This is a genomic window from Nibrella saemangeumensis, assembly GCF_039541915.1.
Classification (GTDB): domain Bacteria; phylum Bacteroidota; class Bacteroidia; order Cytophagales; family Spirosomataceae; genus Nibrella; species Nibrella saemangeumensis.
The window spans coordinates 57,782-74,343 of the sequence record NZ_BAABHD010000005.1 but is presented as its reverse complement, the minus strand read 5'-3'; the positions used below and the strand labels follow the sequence as shown (position 1 = coordinate 74,343).

The window sequence follows — 16,562 nt, the reverse complement described above, 5'->3', positions numbered from 1 at the left end:
CTGCGGTTGCCGTGAGGCTACTTATCTATTTTTTGTTGCGATGTTTGGAACTGTACTCCGACAGCCGCACGGCTGCGGAACCGTTACCTGACCAACTGCTCGCTGATTTTACCGAAGCGACGCTCGCGCTTCTGGTACGAAATAATTGCTTCATACAGGTGTTCTCTCCGGAAATCCGGCCACAGCACATCCGGTATATACAGTTCTGAATACGCCAGTTGCCAGAGCAAAAAGTTGCTGATCCGCATTTCGCCACTCGTCCGGATCATCAGTTCCGGATCGGGCATATCGCGCGTCGCCAGATACCCGCCGAACATGGCTTCGTTGATGTCACTTACCTGCAGGTGACCATCCCGCACCTCGGCGGCAATGTGCCGTACAGCTTCCAGAATTTCCCAGCGGCCGCTGTAACTCAGCGCCAGCACCAGCGTTAGCCCGGTATTGTTTTCAGTGGCCCGCATGGCCTCCAGTAACTCCCGCTGGCAGTCTTTCGGCAGACTTTCGGTATTGCCAATGGTGGCCAGCCGGACGTTGTTGTCCATCAGGGTTTTAATCTCATCGCGTATTGTATGCACCAGCAAATGCATCAAGGCATCGACTTCAATTTTTGGCCGATTCCAGTTTTCGGTCGAAAACGCATACAGGGTCAGGTATTTCACGCCCAGTTCCGCACATCCTTCTGTCACCTCGCGAACTGCCTTTATTGCGTTTCGATGCCCAAATACCCGGGCTGCCCCCTGCCGTTTCGCCCAGCGTCCGTTCCCGTCCATGATAACGGCAATATGTTGAGGCAGATTGCTCCGGTCAATGTGTTCTTTCATCCAGCCGAGGAGGTTTTAACAAATATTAACAGACTGTTATTAACAGCCTGCGAAGTTACATAAACGCCAGGCCGTTTCAAAACATACCAAATCGGTAGATAAGCCTTTACCGGTGCCAATTTAAAACAAGCGGCTTTTACAAGGGGTTATTTACCGCTTCATGCAGACTTATACCAGTTTTTCGTTCTATGTTTGTCATGGTTCCATTTAACACACCTGCTACATGCTTTTATCCGGTAAACTCAGCCGCTCTTTTGCTCTGCTGCCGCTGCTGATGCTCCTGCTCTCCGGCTGCCAGCAAAACGAGGACGCGCAGCCCAAAACCATTGCCGATGTCATTCTGGAAAACAACGAATTCACCATACTGCGGGCCGCTATACTGCATGGCGGCATGTCCGACGCGCTAAAAGGAGCCAATCTGACCATGTTCGCGCCGGACGACGCTGCCTTCCGGGCGTCCGGCTACGCTGATCCCGCAGCCATCACCGCCTTGCCGGCCGACGACGTACGCCGGCTCGTGCAGTACCATGTGCTGGGCAACCTGGTCACGCTCGCCGACATACCCGGTGGTACCAATACCCCGGTAGCAACGGCCGGCGGAACAACGGCGTTTATTACCAATAGCAACAACCAGCTTTTTCTGAATGGCTCCCGCATTGGCCAGACGGCGATTTCGGCGGCTAATGGTATCATTCACGTCATTGACCGGGTACTGAACCCCGCTGCCGGCAACGCCATGGCTACCGCCCAGGCCCGAGGGCTGAACTTGCTGGTAGCAGCGGCTATGCGGGCGGCTTCTGTCAATCCGGGTATTCTGACCGCCCTGAATGGGGGCGGAACGGGCGGTACCAATGCTCCCATGATTACCCTATTTGCACCTACCGATGAGGCCTTTCGGGCGGCTGGCTATAACGAAGCGGGTATCAATGGTGCCAATCCGCAGACACTGGTTAATCTGCTGATGTACCATGCGGTACCGGGCGTGCTGTTTTCGCATCAGTTTCAGTCGGGTCAGTTGGCGACAATGCTCAGCAACAACCGGATCACCGTTGCGGCATCAACTACCGGCGTTTCAGTCAGGGGGACCAAGAATACAGGACTGATACCCGTTCGCACGGCCGATATTGCCACCAACAACGGGGTAATGCATATTATTGACCAGGTTCTTCTGCCCTGATTGCGTTCTTATAAGCCGCAGCCGGAGGGAAATGCTCCGGCTGCTGGTACAACCTTCTTCTCTGCCTATGATCGCCAAAATTTCCCTTGGTTTGCTGGGCCTGATACTTGTAGCCGGGGTTATTGCTGTTGCCATCGGCTACTCCATCTCCGGTCCGAAATACACGGGTCCGGTCAGCGATCATTTCGACGGTCAGCAGTTTTTTAACCCCAATCAGGTGGAGCCCCGTGGCTTTAAAGACGTGTTGAGCTGGATGCTGAACCGCGACCGCACGGAATGGGCCCCTTACCGCGATGTGCCGCCCGGCCCACCCCCGCCGAACTGGGTGCCGGGCCAGGATCTGCGCGTGACGTTTGTAAATCATTCATCGGTACTACTTCAGTTCGACAGCCTGAACGTGCTGACCGATCCGGTCTGGTCGTATCGGCCCAGCCCCTTTACCTGGATTGGACCGAAGCGCAACCGCCCACCGGGTATCCGGCTCGAAGACCTGCCGCCCATCGATATTATTCTGCTGAGCCACAGCCACTGGGATCATCTGGACCTGCCCACGCTGCGGCAACTAGTTAAACGGGATAAGCCCCGGATTTTTTGTCCATTGGGCGTAAAAGCCCTGCTGGACAGGGAAGGGTTTGGCAACATCTCAGAGATGGACTGGAATCAGTCGCAGCCGTTCAATGAGCGGACCCGCATTCACTGTGTACCGGCGCAGCACTTCTCGGGCCGGGGCATGTTTGACCGCAATGCCACCCTCTGGTGCGGTTTTGTGGTGGATAACCAGACGGCCGGCAAACTCCACTTTGCGGGCGATACCGGCTATGGGCAGTTTTTTAAGCAGATTGGCAAGCAGTACGGGCCCATGCGGCTGGCGCTGATTCCCATTGGTGCCTACAAGCCGACATGGTTTATGGCTCCGGTCCATTGCTCACCCGCCGAAGCAGTAGAAATTCACAAAGATGTCTGCTCGCAACAAAGTATCGGTATCCACTACGGGACATTTCCGCTGGCCGACGAAGGCGAGACGGAGCCCGTGACCGATCTGCGCAAGGCTCTTCAACAGCAGGGAATTCCGCCCGAAAAGTTTCAGGCGCTGGAAGAAGGCAAAGGAGTAGTGTTCTGAAAATTCAGGTAATTTTGCTGCTCATTGCAACGTTTTTATTATTTATGGAGTCCAGGGTAGTAGTCTACTATCCATTTATTTACATCAAATTATGTTAAGAAGATTTGTCGCTCTTTGGGGCCTTGCGGTACTGGTAAGTTTAAGCGCGTGTAAAACCAATTATGTTGACCCCGACCAGTCGGCCGCCGAGCAGAACGAAACGGACATTAAAACCTACGTCACGCAGAATAATCTGAATGCCCAGCGAACCACTTCCGGGCTTTACTACGTCATTACCACGGCAAATCCCAACGGCAAAAAGCCGGGTATTGGCGATGAGCTGGAGTTTAATTACAAGCTGTTTACCCTAGGTAATGTCAAAGTCGATAGTTCTAAAAAAGATACGGCCGTCTACCTGCCTTTCGGCTTAGGGGCCATGTTGCCGGGCCTGGAAGAAGGGATGTCGCTGATGCGGGAAGGCGAAAAGGCCACACTGCTGATGCCTGCTTACCTGGCTTTTGGCAGCCGGGCGCAGCCGTTGATACCCGCCAACTCGGCTGTTCGGTTTGATGTGCAACTGCTGCGGGCGCGTACCGAAGATCAGCAGATTCAGGATTACCTGGACCGGCAGAAGCTGACCGTATCCGAGGCAACAACCAATGGCGTTCGGGTGGTTAAGACCACGACCGTACCCACCGGAGCCGCCCTGGCGACCGGCCAGACGGTGAAAGTGAACTATGCCGGCCGGTTGCTCCGGGGTAAAACGGATTTTGACAAAGGCACCATTGATGTGACGCTGGGTCAGCGGCAGGTTGTGGCGGGCTTTGAAGAAGGCATCAGTAAACTGCGGGTTGGGGAGAAAGCCCTTATCATTTTCCCCTCGGCGCAGGGCTATGGTACACAGGGTCGTTCGAGCAACGGTGTGTATGTAATTCCACCGTATTCTCCGCTGGCGTTTGAAATCGAAGTTGTTTCGGTGCGGTAACGGCACCTGACCTTATTAACAGGACAGCCCCCCTGCGGTTGTGCTGATCCGGTTTGTCGGACGGCGCAACCGCACGGGGGCTGTCCTGTATGTGGTATTGACACTGCAACGTTCGGGCAAAAGCTGTGTCTTTCAGGAAATTTTAAAACATTACCCCTCCATTAATGGGTTTAGCTATGTCAGTCTACAATTATGTTTTCCCCTATGTATAAAAACTACTTTAATTTCCGCTTTATCAATTTAGTGGCTGTTTTGTTGCTGGCTGGTTCCGCCGTTTTGGCGCAAAGTGTTCGAGGGCGGGTAATGGATGCCACTACCGGTACCAACCTGCCGGGCGTTTCGGTGGTAGTGGTCGGCACAACAACCGGTACCACAACCGATGGCCAGGGGCAGTTTACGCTCCGGCTGGACCCCGGCAGTTATACCCTCCGCGTGAGTTTTATCGGCTACCAGACCGAAACCGCTCCCGTACAGGTTACCGCCGGGACAACGGCTACTGTAAACATCTCCCTAAAGGAGAGTTTGGCTAGTCTGACTGAGGTGGTGGTGGTAGGCTCCCGCTCGACGCAGGCCCGGACCAGCACCGAAACCGTAGCGCCGGTCGACGTGATTCAGTCCCGCGACCTGCAGGCCACCGGGCAGGTAGACCTGACGCAGCAGATCAACTTTGTTGCTCCCTCGTTCAACTCGTCGCGCCAGACCATCGCCGACGGTACCGACCACATTGACCCGGCCACCATCCGGGGGCTTGGGCCGGACCAGGTGCTGGTGTTGCTGAACGGCAAGCGCCGGCATAACCAAGCTCTCATCAACATCAACGGCACCATTGGCCGCGGCTCCGTCGGTACCGACCTGAACGCCATTCCGGCTACGGCGATCGAGCGTATTGAAGTGCTGCGCGATGGTGCATCTTCCCAGTACGGTTCCGATGCCATCGCCGGTGTGATTAACCTGCGGCTGAAAGAACGGCCCGGCACCACGGTGAACGCCCAGCTTGGGCAGCAGTACGCCGGCGATGGCCGGGTAGCGCAGGTAGGCGTCAATCATGGCTTTAAGATCGGCAACGAAGGCTTCCTGAGCCTGACCGGTGAGTTCCGTCGCCGGGGGGCTACTAACCGTGTCGGCGACTATACCGGGCCTGTCTATGTAAACTGGAACGTTGGCCGGAACACAGGAGAGACCGATGCCGCTTATGTAGCTCGCCGGCGTACCTTATACGATCAGGATCAGGCGCTCATTCAGCAGAACAATTTTGATCTCTCCAACAACATGCAGATCGGCAATTCGCAGGTCGATAACGTTGGTTTCTTCCTGAACTCCCGGATACCGATCAGTGCGAAAGCCGGCTTTTACGCCAGTGGCGGCATCAACTACCGGAAGGGAAAGGCCGCCGGCTTTTACCGCTACCCCTTCCAGACGTCGCAGGTCATTGCGCCTTTATACCCCAATGGTTTCCTGCCCAATATTGAATCGATCATTAATGATCAGTCGCTGCTGGTGGGCGTGAATGGCGAATCGAACGGCTGGCGGTGGGACATCAGCAATGTCTTCGGCGGTAACTCCTTCCGCTTCGATGTGACCAATTCCAACAATGCCTCCCAGTTTGCCCAGGGAGCCAGCGCCCAGACCAGCTTTTATGCCGGTACGCTGAGTTTTTACCAGAATGCGGCCGACGCCAGTGTGGCCAAAGATTTTGGCTCGCAAATTGGCCTGAAGTCCTTCAACGTAGCCGTTGGCGCTACGTATCGGTATGACATGTACCGCATTAAAGCAGGCGAAGAATCCTCGTATCGTAATTTTGCTCCCGAGGCAAATCCAAGCCGGATCGGAGGCTCTCAGGTATTTCCTGGTTACCAGCCGGCCAATGCCATCAACGCTAACCGGAATGTAGCCGGAGCCTACGTCGATATTGAGACCGACATAAACGACAACCTGCTGCTGAATACGGCCGGTCGCTACGAAAATTACAGTGACTTTGGCGGCAATTTTGCCGGTAAGCTGGCGGCCCGCTACAAGTTTTCCGATGCCTTCTCCCTTCGCGGCACCATCAGCAACGGTTTCCGGGCTCCCTCACTGCACCAGCGGTATTTCAGCGCCGTAAGCACCGTCTTTGTGTCGACGGGTCAGTCGGTGGAACCGCGCCAGACGGGTACCTTCCGGAACGATAGTCCGATAGCCCAGGCCTTTGGGGTACCATCACTTACCGCCGAACGGTCGGTCAACTACAGCGTGGGTATTACGTCCCGGCCGGTATCAAACCTGAGTATTACCGTTGATGCCTACCAGATCGACATCCGCGACCGGATCATCTACAGCAATCAGTTTTCCCGCGGCACATCCGGGGCCGGTCTGATTGTGGCTAATATTCTGAACGGTGCCGGGCAACAGGAAGTCAATTCCGCTCAGTTTTTTTCCAACGCCGTGAATACGCGGACCCGCGGTATCGACGTGGTGATTGCTACCAGTCCGCGCCTGAATCAGGGCTCGCTGGACCTGACACTGGCGGCCAATTTTAACGAAACGAAATTGACCGGTGCCATTCAACGCCCGACCAATCTGCCGAACGATGCTACCTTCGGGAACTTCCTGTTTAACCGGCAGGACAGCGCCCGGCTTACATCGGCGCAGCCCCGTAGCAAGCTGTCGCTGAACGTGAATTACCGCTTGAACAAGTTCGGGGCGGTGCTGCGCTTTACCCGTTTCGGGGAAGTTGTGACATTGGACCCCGCCAATGCGCTGCTGGATGAGGTATTCAGTCCCAAACTGGTCACGGATTTCAACGTCTCGTACCGCATTCTGCCAAGCATAAACCTGACGCTGGGGGCCAACAACATTCTGGATGTCTACCCGGATAAGCTGACCAAGAACCTGTATCCCACCCCGGAGCGGTTCGGGGCGGCCGTACTGGATAACTCCTCGTTCGGACGGTTTATCTACAGCCGGGCAGCCACCCAGTTTGGCTTCAATGGGGGATATTATTTCCTGAACGTGTCGGCCAGTTTCTAGCTAAACAACTTTCTTAATGAAAAGCCACGGCGGATTACCTGCCGTGGCTTTTTCGGTTGAGGCTGCACCGGACCCGCTGCAAAATTATACGGGCGAAAATGAGCAGGGTTGCGTTAATTTGCTCCTGAATTACCCGGACACATTACCCCTTTTAGCGTTACCTCGCCATGGACAACAGCGAAATTGTTGATATACTGGAACTGACCGGCCGCCTGCTGGAACTGCACGATGCCGATGCCTTCCGGGTCCGCGCCTACCAGACTGCCGCCTTCAATCTGGACAAAACCACCGAACACCTTGCCCAGCTGTCAGCGGCCGATCTGATCAAACTACCCGGCGTCGGCAAAATGGTGGCCGGCAAAATCCGGGAGATTGTGGAAACCGGCCGGCTGCAGGATCTGGATGAACTGCTGGCCCGTACACCGGAGGGTGTGCTGGAGATGTTCCGGATCAAAGGGCTGGGCGTTAAGAAAATAAAAACCATCTGGCAGGAAGTGGGTATTGATAACCCCCGAGACCTGAAAATTGCCTGCGAGAATGGCCAGATCGCCCAGATCAAAGGTTTTGGCGAAAAGATGCAGGAGAAGATCCTGCAATCGCTGGAGTTTATGCAGAGCCAGTCGGGTAAGGTGCGGATGGACCGGGCCGAGGCCCTGGCCAATGTGCTCCGCGACGAACTGCTGAAGCGTTTTGCGCGGGTAGAGATCAGCGGACAGGTGCGCCGGCAGGCGCAGGAGGTAGATACCCTGCAACTACTCATTGAAACGCCTGATCCGGTAGCGGCCCAGCGGGACCTGGCCGAACTATCGTTCCTGACGCAGAACGAAGCGCTATCGTCGCCGTTTGCCTGGCGGGGTGAATTGCAGGGCAGCGACGTACTGGTTGAACTGCTGCTATACCCAAAAAACCAGATAGATCAGCGCCTGTTCATCCATACCGCTACCGAATCGCACCTGGTCCAGCCTGGCTCCTCGGGTCAAACACTGTTGCAGGTAGCACTCACCCAACCGGTTGCTACTGAAGAAGAAATCTATAGCCGGGCCGGCTTACCCTACATCGTGCCCGAGATGCGCGAAAACGCCCGTGCCTTTGACTGGGCCGCCCGGCACAGCAACGATGAACTCGTTACCTGGGAAGACCTGCGGGGTATTCTGCACAACCACAGCACCTGGTCAGACGGAAAGCATACCGTGGAGCAGATGGCGCTGCACTGCCGTGAACTGGGCTTCGACTACTTCGGGATTGCCGACCATTCTCAGACTGCTAATTACGCTAAAGGGCTGGATGAAAACCGGGTACGACAACAGCAGGAGGAAATCGACCGGCTGAACGCGCAGTTCAGCCCCTCGTTCCGCATTTTTAAAGGCACGGAGTCCGATATTTTGAGTGACGGCTCACTGGATTTTGACGAAGAAACGCTGGCGTCGTTCGACTACGTGGTAGCGTCGGTCCACCAGAACCTGAACATGTCGCTCGAAAAAGCCACCACCCGCCTGTTGCGGGCCATTGAAAACCCGCACACCACCATACTGGGTCACCCCACCGGCCGGCTGCTGCTGGCCAGGGAAGGGTACCCGATTGACCACCGCGCCATCATCGATGCCTGCGCTGAGCACCAGGTGGTCATCGAGATCAACGCCAGCCCGTACCGGCTCGACATCGACTGGCGGTGGATCGACTACGCTATGGAGCGGGGGGTGATGCTCAGCATCAACCCTGATGCCCACGAAATGGCCGGGCTGCTGGACATGCGCTACGGACTTGCCGTAGGCCGGAAAGGGGGATTGACCAAAAACATGACCTTTAATACACTATCTTTGGGTGAAATGGAGACTTATTTGCAGGACCGAAAGCGCAAATTGAGTAAGGAAGTGTAAATTACCTGCTTTCCCGGAAGTGATGTTTCCCTAACCCTGCTTTATGCGCTTTCTTCTATTTCTGGTATGCCTGTTTAGTTTGACCTATAGTACTATTGCTCAGCCATCGACCAGCGGTTCCGTGTACTCGCTGACGGGGTACGTGCGGGAGTCGGTTACCCAACAACCCATTCAGGGAGTAACCATATTTATCAGCGATAGCCGCCGGGGTGTAACAACGGGCAAAGACGGCTACTTCATCATTTCGGTTCCGGCCGGTACCTACACCGTCAGGTTCTCACACGTTGGCTTTAAGCCCGTGGCATTGCCGATCACGATCAGGGAGCATACCTATCGGGACGTGCTGCTGGAAGACGATACCAAAAGCCTGGAAGAGGTAACGGTAACGACCGAAGCGCCGGACCGCAACGTTCGCAAAGTCGAGATTGGGGTATCGCAGATGAGTATTCGCAACATCAAGCGGATTCCTGCTTTTATGGGCGAAGTAGATGTCGTTCGCAGTCTGCTGCTGCTGCCGGGCGTCAGTACGGTAGGGGAGGGCGCCCCAGGACTAAACATCCGGGGGGGCAGCACCGACCAGAACCTGGTGCTGATGGACGATGCCCCGATTTTCAACGCCAGCCACCTGATGGGGTTCTTCTCAGTGTTCAATCCGGATGCGGTGCGCGACGTTACCCTGCACCGGGGCGGTGTTGCGCCGGCTTACGGCGGCAGGGCCTCATCCGTGCTGGATATCAAGGTCAGAGAGCCTGATAATCAGAAATGGTCGGTCAGTGGTGGTGTCGGGCTGGTCTCAAGCCGCCTGGGGGTGGAGGGGCCCCTTATTAAAAACAAGCTCTCTATACTGGCGGCTTCCCGGCTGGCCATTAACGACTTTTTATTTAAAATAGGGCCCACCAATCTGCGCGACACCCGCGCCAACTTTTACGACGTTACAACCAAACTTAAATACCTCCTCGATGAGCACCATACGCTGACCTTTACTGGATATATCGGTAAGGATGTATTTAAATTAGCGTCTGATTCGTTAGCTACCGTTGAAGTGAATGCCTCTTCTACCCGCTACGACTACCGGACGCTAAACGGCACCCTGCGCTGGAATTACTTCATTAATGATCGCTTCAATCTAGCTACTACGGCTGTTGTCAGCCATTACGCGTCTACAAACTCCTCACCTGATTCGGCCAACGCCTTCCGGCTGGAGTCGGAAATTCAGCAGCGTCAGCTAAAAACCGACCTGAGTTTTCTGGTCAACGAGGCCCATAGTGTCCAGGGAGGGGTAAGTGTCATTGACTACCGTATTCAGCCCAACCAGCTGATTCCTGGTACGTCTTCCAATGTGCTCCCGGTTATACTGCCCCTTGAGCAGGCCTATGAGCTGGCAGCTTATATTCAGGATGAGTGGACCGTCAACGCGAACTTCTCCGTTTTGGCCGGCCTCCGCTACTCGGAATTGCTGACCCAGGGACCGGCCACGGTGCGCACTTACCAGGAGGGTATTCCAAAAGAAGATGAAACCGTAGCGTCGGTGAAGACCTACTCAGCCGGCACTATCTTCCACCGCGCCGGCGGTTTTGAGCCCCGGCTGGCCCTGCGGTTCACCCTGGCGGAGGGTCAATCCATCAAGGCAGGCTACAATCGGCTGCGGCAGTATATTCACCAGATTACCAACACCACGGCAGCCCTGCCTACTGCGCGCTGGGCGCTCAGCAATCCGTACATTCAACCCCAGATCGCCGATCAGTGGTCCCTGGGTTATTTTCGGAACACCGCCACCAATATGTACGAGCTGTCGGCAGAGGTGTATTACAAGCTGATTCAAAATGCCATCGACTACAAAGACGGGGCCCAACTGCTGCTGACCCGGTTTCCGGAAACAGAGTTATTACAAGGGCAGGGAAAGGCTTACGGTCTGGAGACTATGGTGCGGAAAAACAAAGGGTTCTGGACCGGCTGGGCCAGTTACACCTACGCCCGCACGTTCCTGACCATTGATGGGCCGTATCTGGAGGAGCGGGTAAACAACGGCAACGTATATCCGGCCAATTTCGATAAACCCCACACGGTGAACATCGCGGCCGTTTACCGGCCCAGCGCCCGCTTCAATGTTTCGCTGAACTTCACCTACAGCACCGGGCGACCCATTACGCAGCCGTATGCACGGGCGCGGGTCAACGGCGTTGTTGTACCGATTTACATTGACCGCAATCAGCAGCGTATTCCCGACTACCACCGGCTCGATTTTTCGATGCAGTTTGAGCAGGACCCGGCTAAGAAGAAGCGCTGGCAGAGCAGTTGGGTTTTCTCCGTCTATAATGTGTATGCCCGGAAGAACGCCTACTCGGTGTTTTATAAGCTGAACTCCCGCTCGTTTACCGATGCGTCCAAACTCGCCATCTTCGGCACCGCGTTTCCGTCGCTGACCTACAATTTTAAATTCTAAGCCTCCGGCCCGACACTAGTTATGCTCGACTCAATCCCTTCCCTTACCGCTTTCCTTAGTCTCCTGCTGGCCTTATCGTCATGTGTTACGCCTTATCAGCCGGAAACCGAGACCATGCCGAGTGCGCTGGTGGTAGAAGGGCTCATTACCGATCAGCCTGGCCCTTATACGGTTAAACTGACCCAAACAGCTGATTATTCGTTCAAAAGCGTCAATCTGCTGGTCATCGGGGCTACCGTCACCCTGAGCGATAATGCCGGTAACCAGGAGGTGCTGCGGGAAGTGGGCGTTGGCGGAACCTATCAGACCAGTGTCAGCGGTATAAAGGGAACAGCCGGGCGCACATACAGGCTGACCATCCAGACCCGCGACGGCAAACGCTACGAATCGGAGCCGGAGCTGCTCAAAGCCACTCCGCCGATTCAGAACGTGTATGCCGAGTTCAGGGAGGACCCTTACGGCCTGACCAGCGATAGAATCAGCGGCTGGGATGTATACGTCGACACAAAAGATCCCGAAGCCCCAGGCGATTACTACCGCTGGATCTGGACTCACTACGAACCCATTGTGGTCTGTCAGTCCATCGAAAATCCCCGAACCGGGATCATAACCGATTTTTCCTGCTGTTCGCCCTGCTGGGATATTGTGCGATGCTACGACTGCATCAACGTCAATTCCGATGCCAGTATCAACGGCCAGGCCATCAGCCGCCAGTTTATCCTGCGGGTGCCGTTTACCTCGTTTGCTCCCTATTACCTCGAAATCGAACAACAGTCGCTCAGCCGGGGAGCGTATCAGTTTATGAACAGCGTAAAAAAGCTGACGCAGAATACCGGCGGCCTTTTTGATGCCGCTCCGGCATCGGTACGGGGCAATGTCCGCTGTATCAGCCACCCCGACGAGATTGTCTTCGGTTATTTCGGGGCTGCCGGAATTGCGGTTGTGCCGCTTACGGTGGAGCGTACCCAGGGTATCGGCAATCCGCCAATACAGCGGACGCCGAATATCCCTCAGCCGTCTGCCTGTGTGCCCTGCCAGAACAATGAATACCGGACCGCCGTCAAACCTCAGTGGTTCCAGTAGCCTTGAGCCGGTAAATAAGGGAACCGGAAACATAAAGGCCGGTCGCTTACGTTATTACGGTACTCTGAACCGAGTGTTGTAATTTTGCCGTAATGCGTACTTCATCCACCAGGTTTCTGATTCTTCGCTTTTCGTCCATCGGCGATATTGTGCTGACGACGCCCGTGATTCGCTGCCTCAAACAGCAGTATCCGGGGGCGGAGGTTCATTTCTGCACCAAAGAAACGTACCGGTCCATCGTTGCCGACAACCCGTATATCGACAAGCAGTTTTACCTCGGTAAAAGCCTGAATGAGCTGATCGGACAGCTCCGGGCCGAGAAGTACGATTACATTATTGACCTGCACAACAACCTCCGGACCCGCCTGATCAAACTGAGTTTGCTGGGGGTAAAAGCCTGCACCTTTGAGAAACTCAACTGGGAGAAGTGGCTTTATGTACAGCTGAAGATCAATACGCTGCCCAACGTTCATATCGTGGACCGGTACATGGCTACGGTGCAGCCGCTGGGCGTCAGAAACGACGGCAAAGGGCTCGACTACTTTATCCCGTACAAAGACATTGTTGAGCAGGACTGGCTGCCGCGTACCCATCAGCCTGGGTATGTCGCCTATGCCATCGGGGGGCAGCATAATACCAAAAAGCTACCCCTGCCGCGCATGATCGAGTTATGCCGCAAGATCAACTACCCGGTGGTGTTGCTGGGCGGGAAAGAAGATGCCGAAAACGGCGACGCCATCGAGCGGGCGCTGGGTAGTCAACGTATCTACAACGCCTGCGGCAAGTACAACCTGAACCAGTCGGCATCGCTGCTGCAGCAGTCTAAAGTGGTGTTCAGCCACGATACGGGGCTGATGCATATAGCGGCTGCGCTCAAAAAGAAGATTTATTCGCTCTGGGGGAATACCACGCCTTTGTTTGGTATGTACCCATACAAGACGAGCTACGTTATTCTGGAAAATAACGCGTTATCCTGCCGCCCGTGCTCTAAACTGGGTTATGCCGAGTGCCCGCTGAAGCATTTCAAATGCATGAACGAGCTGTCCTTTGACTTTGACATTAAGGAATTAAAACAGAAGCAAAATGGTTAATATACGGATACATACCATCACATCCGTAGATTCTATCGAGTTCTGACTATGGCAAAAAAAGTGAATATTGGGTTAGTGCAGATGTCGTGTACGGCCGATGTGGAAGCCAACCTGCAAAAGGCTATTAAGGGCGTTCGGGAGGCAGCCGCCAAAGGTGCCCAGATCGTTTGTCTGCAGGAGTTGTTTACCTCGCTCTACTTCTGCGATGTAGAAGACCACGACAACTTTAAGCTGGCCGAACCCATTCCCGGACCGTCGACCGACCGCCTGTCGGACGTTGCCCGCGAGTGTGGAGTGGTGATTATTGCCTCGTTGTTTGAAAAACGGGCGCAAGGGCTCTACCACAATACCACCGCCGTACTGGATGCCGACGGAACTTACCTGGGCAAATACCGGAAAATGCATATCCCTGACGATCCGGGCTATTACGAAAAGTTTTACTTCACACCGGGCGATATGGGGTACAAGGTATTTGATACCAAATACGCCCGCATTGGGGTGCTGATCTGCTGGGATCAGTGGTATCCGGAAGCCGCCCGCATTACCGCGCTGATGGGAGCCGAAATCCTGTTTTACCCGACGGCCATCGGCTGGGATACCAACGAACCGGATTCAACGCAGAATGACGAGCAGTACAACGCCTGGCAAATGATTCAGCGGTCGCACGCCATCGCCAACGGCGTACACGTGGTGGCCGTGAACCGGGTGGGCCGCGAGGCCGACCAGCAGTTCTGGGGCGGTTCGTTTGTAGCCAATCCGTTCGGTTCGCTGCTGTACCTGGCTCCGCACGACCATGAGGTCGTCCACGTGCAGGAGGTAGATTTGGCGTTGTCTGATAAATACCGTACGACCTGGCCATACTTTCGCGACCGGCGCATCGATAGCTACCAGCCGATCACGAAACGATATATAGATGAGTAAGCCGGTACGCTGGCTAAGATTGACTATACTGATAAGCTGGGTGCATAACCCGGCTTTTTTTATGTAAGTAGCTGATCTATTGTTGATTTTCTGCCCATACTGCGTAAAATCCGGCCCGGTTTTGGTACTATTGTCAAGCCCCGTAACCGTTCATCGGAATCCGATATGCGGTTTATTCCCTACCTTGTAATATTGTCCTATCAAAACAACGATTCTTAACCATGCCAGAACAGGAAAAGAGTATAGGCCGGAAAATTCTGAGCTTTTTTGTGAAAGAAGATCCGGATAATGGATCCGCGTCGGCGCAACCTAATGCCCCTGTCATAGCGGGGCCGGCAGCGGCCACAGGAGCTTCCCTACCGGGTACCTCCGTACCTGGTACGGGTACGCCCAATGCCGTAAACCAGACGCCGGCGGGTGGGCCTTCGTCATCGGAGACCAAGTTCATTGAACACTTTGCCGCCGTGCTGGAAAAAACCAACCCGCAGGGACCCGACTACTTTGAATTCCGCGAAACGCTCCGCAACTTATCCAACCTGGGGTTGGGTGAAGAAAAACAATACCAGGCCGCCTGGGCGAGCTTTAAAGCGATGGGTGGGGTAACCGATGTGGGCGTACTGACCAATACCGCCAATCAGTATTTGAGCGCGCTGAACGCCGATCGTGAATCGTTTCGAAAGAGTGTTAATGATGCGCTGGCGGAACGAGTGGGTGGGCTGCAAAATGAGCAAAAGCAGCTTCAGACGGTGAATGAAAACCTGGCAAAGCAAATTTTGGAACTCCAGAACAAGATCAATGCCAACAACGAGCGGCTGGGCAAAATCGGCGCGGAGATTGACGAACAGAGTCAGAAGATAAACCAGAACCGGCAAACCTACGAGGTGACGTATAATACCTTCGTGGAGCAGATTAAAGCCGATCTGACCAAGATCGCTAATTACCTGAAGTAACGTAAATAAACGCTTTCAACCCTATTCTAACCAACAAGACAATGGCAACTCCTGATTTTTCGCAAATCGGTGGCAGTAGTACCACCGACGTGGAAAAACGTTCCTTCTGGAACCGCCCGGAGGGTATAGCGGGCTTCTTCTTTCTGGCCGCTATCGCTGGGTTTGGCCTCTACTATTTCAACCGGGTAGTCGCTTTTCTGATTGAAGTGACCGAGAATACCTTATATCTGGCCTTGCTGCTGGCGGCTCTGGGCCTGCTGATCTTTCTGTTTACCAGTAAGGACGTCCGGACAGCGGTATTCTTTCTCTTTAAGACACTAATGCGCAAGATCACGGGCGTGGTAATCCAGCTCGATCCGATCGCCATCATGAAAATCTACATTGAGGATCTGAAAGACAAGCGCCAGAAGATGCAGGGGCAGATCAATCAGTTGCAGGGGCAATTGGTGAAGCTGAACAAGCAGATCACCCACAATAACGACCTGATTAAGCAGAAGTTTGCCGAAGCCAACAAGGCCAACAGCCTGTCTGACCGGCCCGGTATGCGGGAAGCCGCTTCGCTGGCAACCATCGAAGGCGCGGGTTTGCAGGAAATGAACGAAAAGCTACTGCCGTTGCAACGGAACATCAGACTGGTGCTGGAGTTTATGGAGAAGGTCAACAAAAGCGCTGACTACATCATCCGGGAAACCGAGATCAAGGTTAAGCTGAAGGAGGTCGAATACAAGATTGTGAAGGAAAGCTCCAACGCCCTCAAAACCGCTGTCAGTATCTTCCAGGGTAATCCGGACAAGAAGTTTTACTTTGACCAGTCGATGGAGTACATCCAGGATGATATGAGCCAGAAACTTGGCGAAATGAAGCGGGCCATGGACCTGTCGATGGACTTTATCAACTCGGTCGATATTCAGAACGGTATCATGTCCGACAAGGGGCAGAAGTTGCTGGAAGCCTATAACAAAGGTGATTTCAAGCTTATTCAACTGGATGCGCCGGTGGCAACGCCGGCAATGCAGGCCCGGCCGGTCAATCCGCCGAAAGATGAAGGCTACCGCAGCCTGTTAGACTAAATTTATCTTAACCGTTTATTTCTCAACCTTTCAACTTCG

General features: G+C 54.5%; 12 protein-coding genes. 11 read left to right on the top strand and 1 reads right to left on the bottom strand.

Annotated features, from left to right (window positions below; all coding sequences use genetic code 11):
* Positions 1 to 83: 83 nt before the first annotated feature.
* Entirely contained in the window at positions 84 to 821 is a 738-nt protein-coding gene (gene uppS / locus ABD949_RS02245; RefSeq protein WP_345240145.1) for an undecaprenyl pyrophosphate synthase, read from the bottom strand.
* Positions 822 to 1,044: 223 nt separating this feature from the next.
* Between uppS and ABD949_RS02240 the strand changes: the two genes are divergently transcribed.
* From ABD949_RS02240 to ABD949_RS02190, 11 genes are all read left to right on the top strand, one after another.
* On the top strand, positions 1,045 to 1,998 hold the full coding sequence (locus ABD949_RS02240; protein ID WP_345240143.1) for a fasciclin domain-containing protein: 954 nt from the start codon (positions 1,045 to 1,047) through the stop codon (positions 1,996 to 1,998).
* Between the two features lie 67 nt (positions 1,999 to 2,065).
* Complete coding sequence (locus ABD949_RS02235) at positions 2,066 to 3,118, top strand: MBL fold metallo-hydrolase (protein WP_345240141.1); 1,053 nt, start codon at positions 2,066 to 2,068, stop codon at positions 3,116 to 3,118.
* A gap of 91 nt (positions 3,119 to 3,209) precedes the next feature.
* Entirely contained in the window at positions 3,210 to 4,082 is an 873-nt protein-coding gene (locus ABD949_RS02230; protein ID WP_345240140.1) for an FKBP-type peptidyl-prolyl cis-trans isomerase, read from the top strand.
* Between the two features lie 204 nt (positions 4,083 to 4,286).
* Positions 4,287 to 7,088 (top strand): TonB-dependent receptor, encoded by a 2,802-nt coding sequence (locus ABD949_RS02225; protein WP_345240139.1) that lies wholly within the window; start codon positions 4,287 to 4,289, stop codon positions 7,086 to 7,088.
* Positions 7,089 to 7,255: 167 nt separating this feature from the next.
* Positions 7,256 to 8,965: a helix-hairpin-helix domain-containing protein gene (locus tag ABD949_RS02220; RefSeq protein ID WP_345240137.1), complete on the top strand. Its 1,710-nt coding sequence runs from the start codon at positions 7,256 to 7,258 to the stop codon at positions 8,963 to 8,965.
* Positions 8,966 to 9,008: 43 nt separating this feature from the next.
* Positions 9,009 to 11,408 (top strand): TonB-dependent receptor, encoded by a 2,400-nt coding sequence (locus ABD949_RS02215; protein WP_345240135.1) that lies wholly within the window; start codon positions 9,009 to 9,011, stop codon positions 11,406 to 11,408.
* Between the two features lie 21 nt (positions 11,409 to 11,429).
* Positions 11,430 to 12,491 carry a DUF4249 domain-containing protein gene (locus tag ABD949_RS02210; RefSeq protein ID WP_345240133.1) on the top strand — a complete coding sequence of 354 codons (1,062 nt, stop codon included), beginning with the start codon at positions 11,430 to 11,432 and terminating at the stop codon, positions 12,489 to 12,491.
* 92 nt (positions 12,492 to 12,583) lie between these two features.
* A complete protein-coding gene (locus tag ABD949_RS02205) occupies positions 12,584 to 13,582 on the top strand; it encodes a glycosyltransferase family 9 protein (RefSeq protein ID WP_345240131.1) in 999 nt (332 codons plus the stop codon).
* 48 nt (positions 13,583 to 13,630) lie between these two features.
* Entirely contained in the window at positions 13,631 to 14,503 is an 873-nt protein-coding gene (locus ABD949_RS02200) for a carbon-nitrogen hydrolase (protein WP_345240130.1), read from the top strand.
* 221 nt (positions 14,504 to 14,724) lie between these two features.
* Entirely contained in the window at positions 14,725 to 15,453 is a 729-nt protein-coding gene (locus tag ABD949_RS02195; RefSeq protein ID WP_345240128.1) for a hypothetical protein, read from the top strand.
* A 41-nt stretch (positions 15,454 to 15,494) separates the two neighbouring features.
* Positions 15,495 to 16,523: a hypothetical protein gene (locus tag ABD949_RS02190; protein ID WP_345240127.1), complete on the top strand. Its 1,029-nt coding sequence runs from the start codon at positions 15,495 to 15,497 to the stop codon at positions 16,521 to 16,523.
* The last annotated feature ends 39 nt before the right edge of the window (positions 16,524 to 16,562 follow it).

Excerpts from the sequence above, each read along its gene's own strand:
- uppS (WP_345240145.1), bottom strand. The coding sequence starts at position 821 with ATGAAAGAACACATTGACCGGAGCAATCTGCCTCAACATATTGCCGTT.
- ABD949_RS02240 (WP_345240143.1), top strand. The coding sequence starts at position 1,045 with ATGCTTTTATCCGGTAAACTCAGCCGCTCTTTTGCTCTGCTGCCGCTG.
- ABD949_RS02235 (WP_345240141.1), top strand. The coding sequence starts at position 2,066 with ATGATCGCCAAAATTTCCCTTGGTTTGCTGGGCCTGATACTTGTAGCC.
- ABD949_RS02230 (WP_345240140.1), top strand. The coding sequence starts at position 3,210 with ATGTTAAGAAGATTTGTCGCTCTTTGGGGCCTTGCGGTACTGGTAAGT.
- ABD949_RS02225 (WP_345240139.1), top strand. The coding sequence starts at position 4,287 with ATGTATAAAAACTACTTTAATTTCCGCTTTATCAATTTAGTGGCTGTT.
- ABD949_RS02220 (WP_345240137.1), top strand. The coding sequence starts at position 7,256 with ATGGACAACAGCGAAATTGTTGATATACTGGAACTGACCGGCCGCCTG.
- ABD949_RS02215 (WP_345240135.1), top strand. The coding sequence starts at position 9,009 with ATGCGCTTTCTTCTATTTCTGGTATGCCTGTTTAGTTTGACCTATAGT.
- ABD949_RS02210 (WP_345240133.1), top strand. The coding sequence starts at position 11,430 with ATGCTCGACTCAATCCCTTCCCTTACCGCTTTCCTTAGTCTCCTGCTG.
- ABD949_RS02205 (WP_345240131.1), top strand. The coding sequence starts at position 12,584 with ATGCGTACTTCATCCACCAGGTTTCTGATTCTTCGCTTTTCGTCCATC.
- ABD949_RS02200 (WP_345240130.1), top strand. The coding sequence starts at position 13,631 with ATGGCAAAAAAAGTGAATATTGGGTTAGTGCAGATGTCGTGTACGGCC.
- ABD949_RS02195 (WP_345240128.1), top strand. The coding sequence starts at position 14,725 with ATGCCAGAACAGGAAAAGAGTATAGGCCGGAAAATTCTGAGCTTTTTT.
- ABD949_RS02190 (WP_345240127.1), top strand. The coding sequence starts at position 15,495 with ATGGCAACTCCTGATTTTTCGCAAATCGGTGGCAGTAGTACCACCGAC.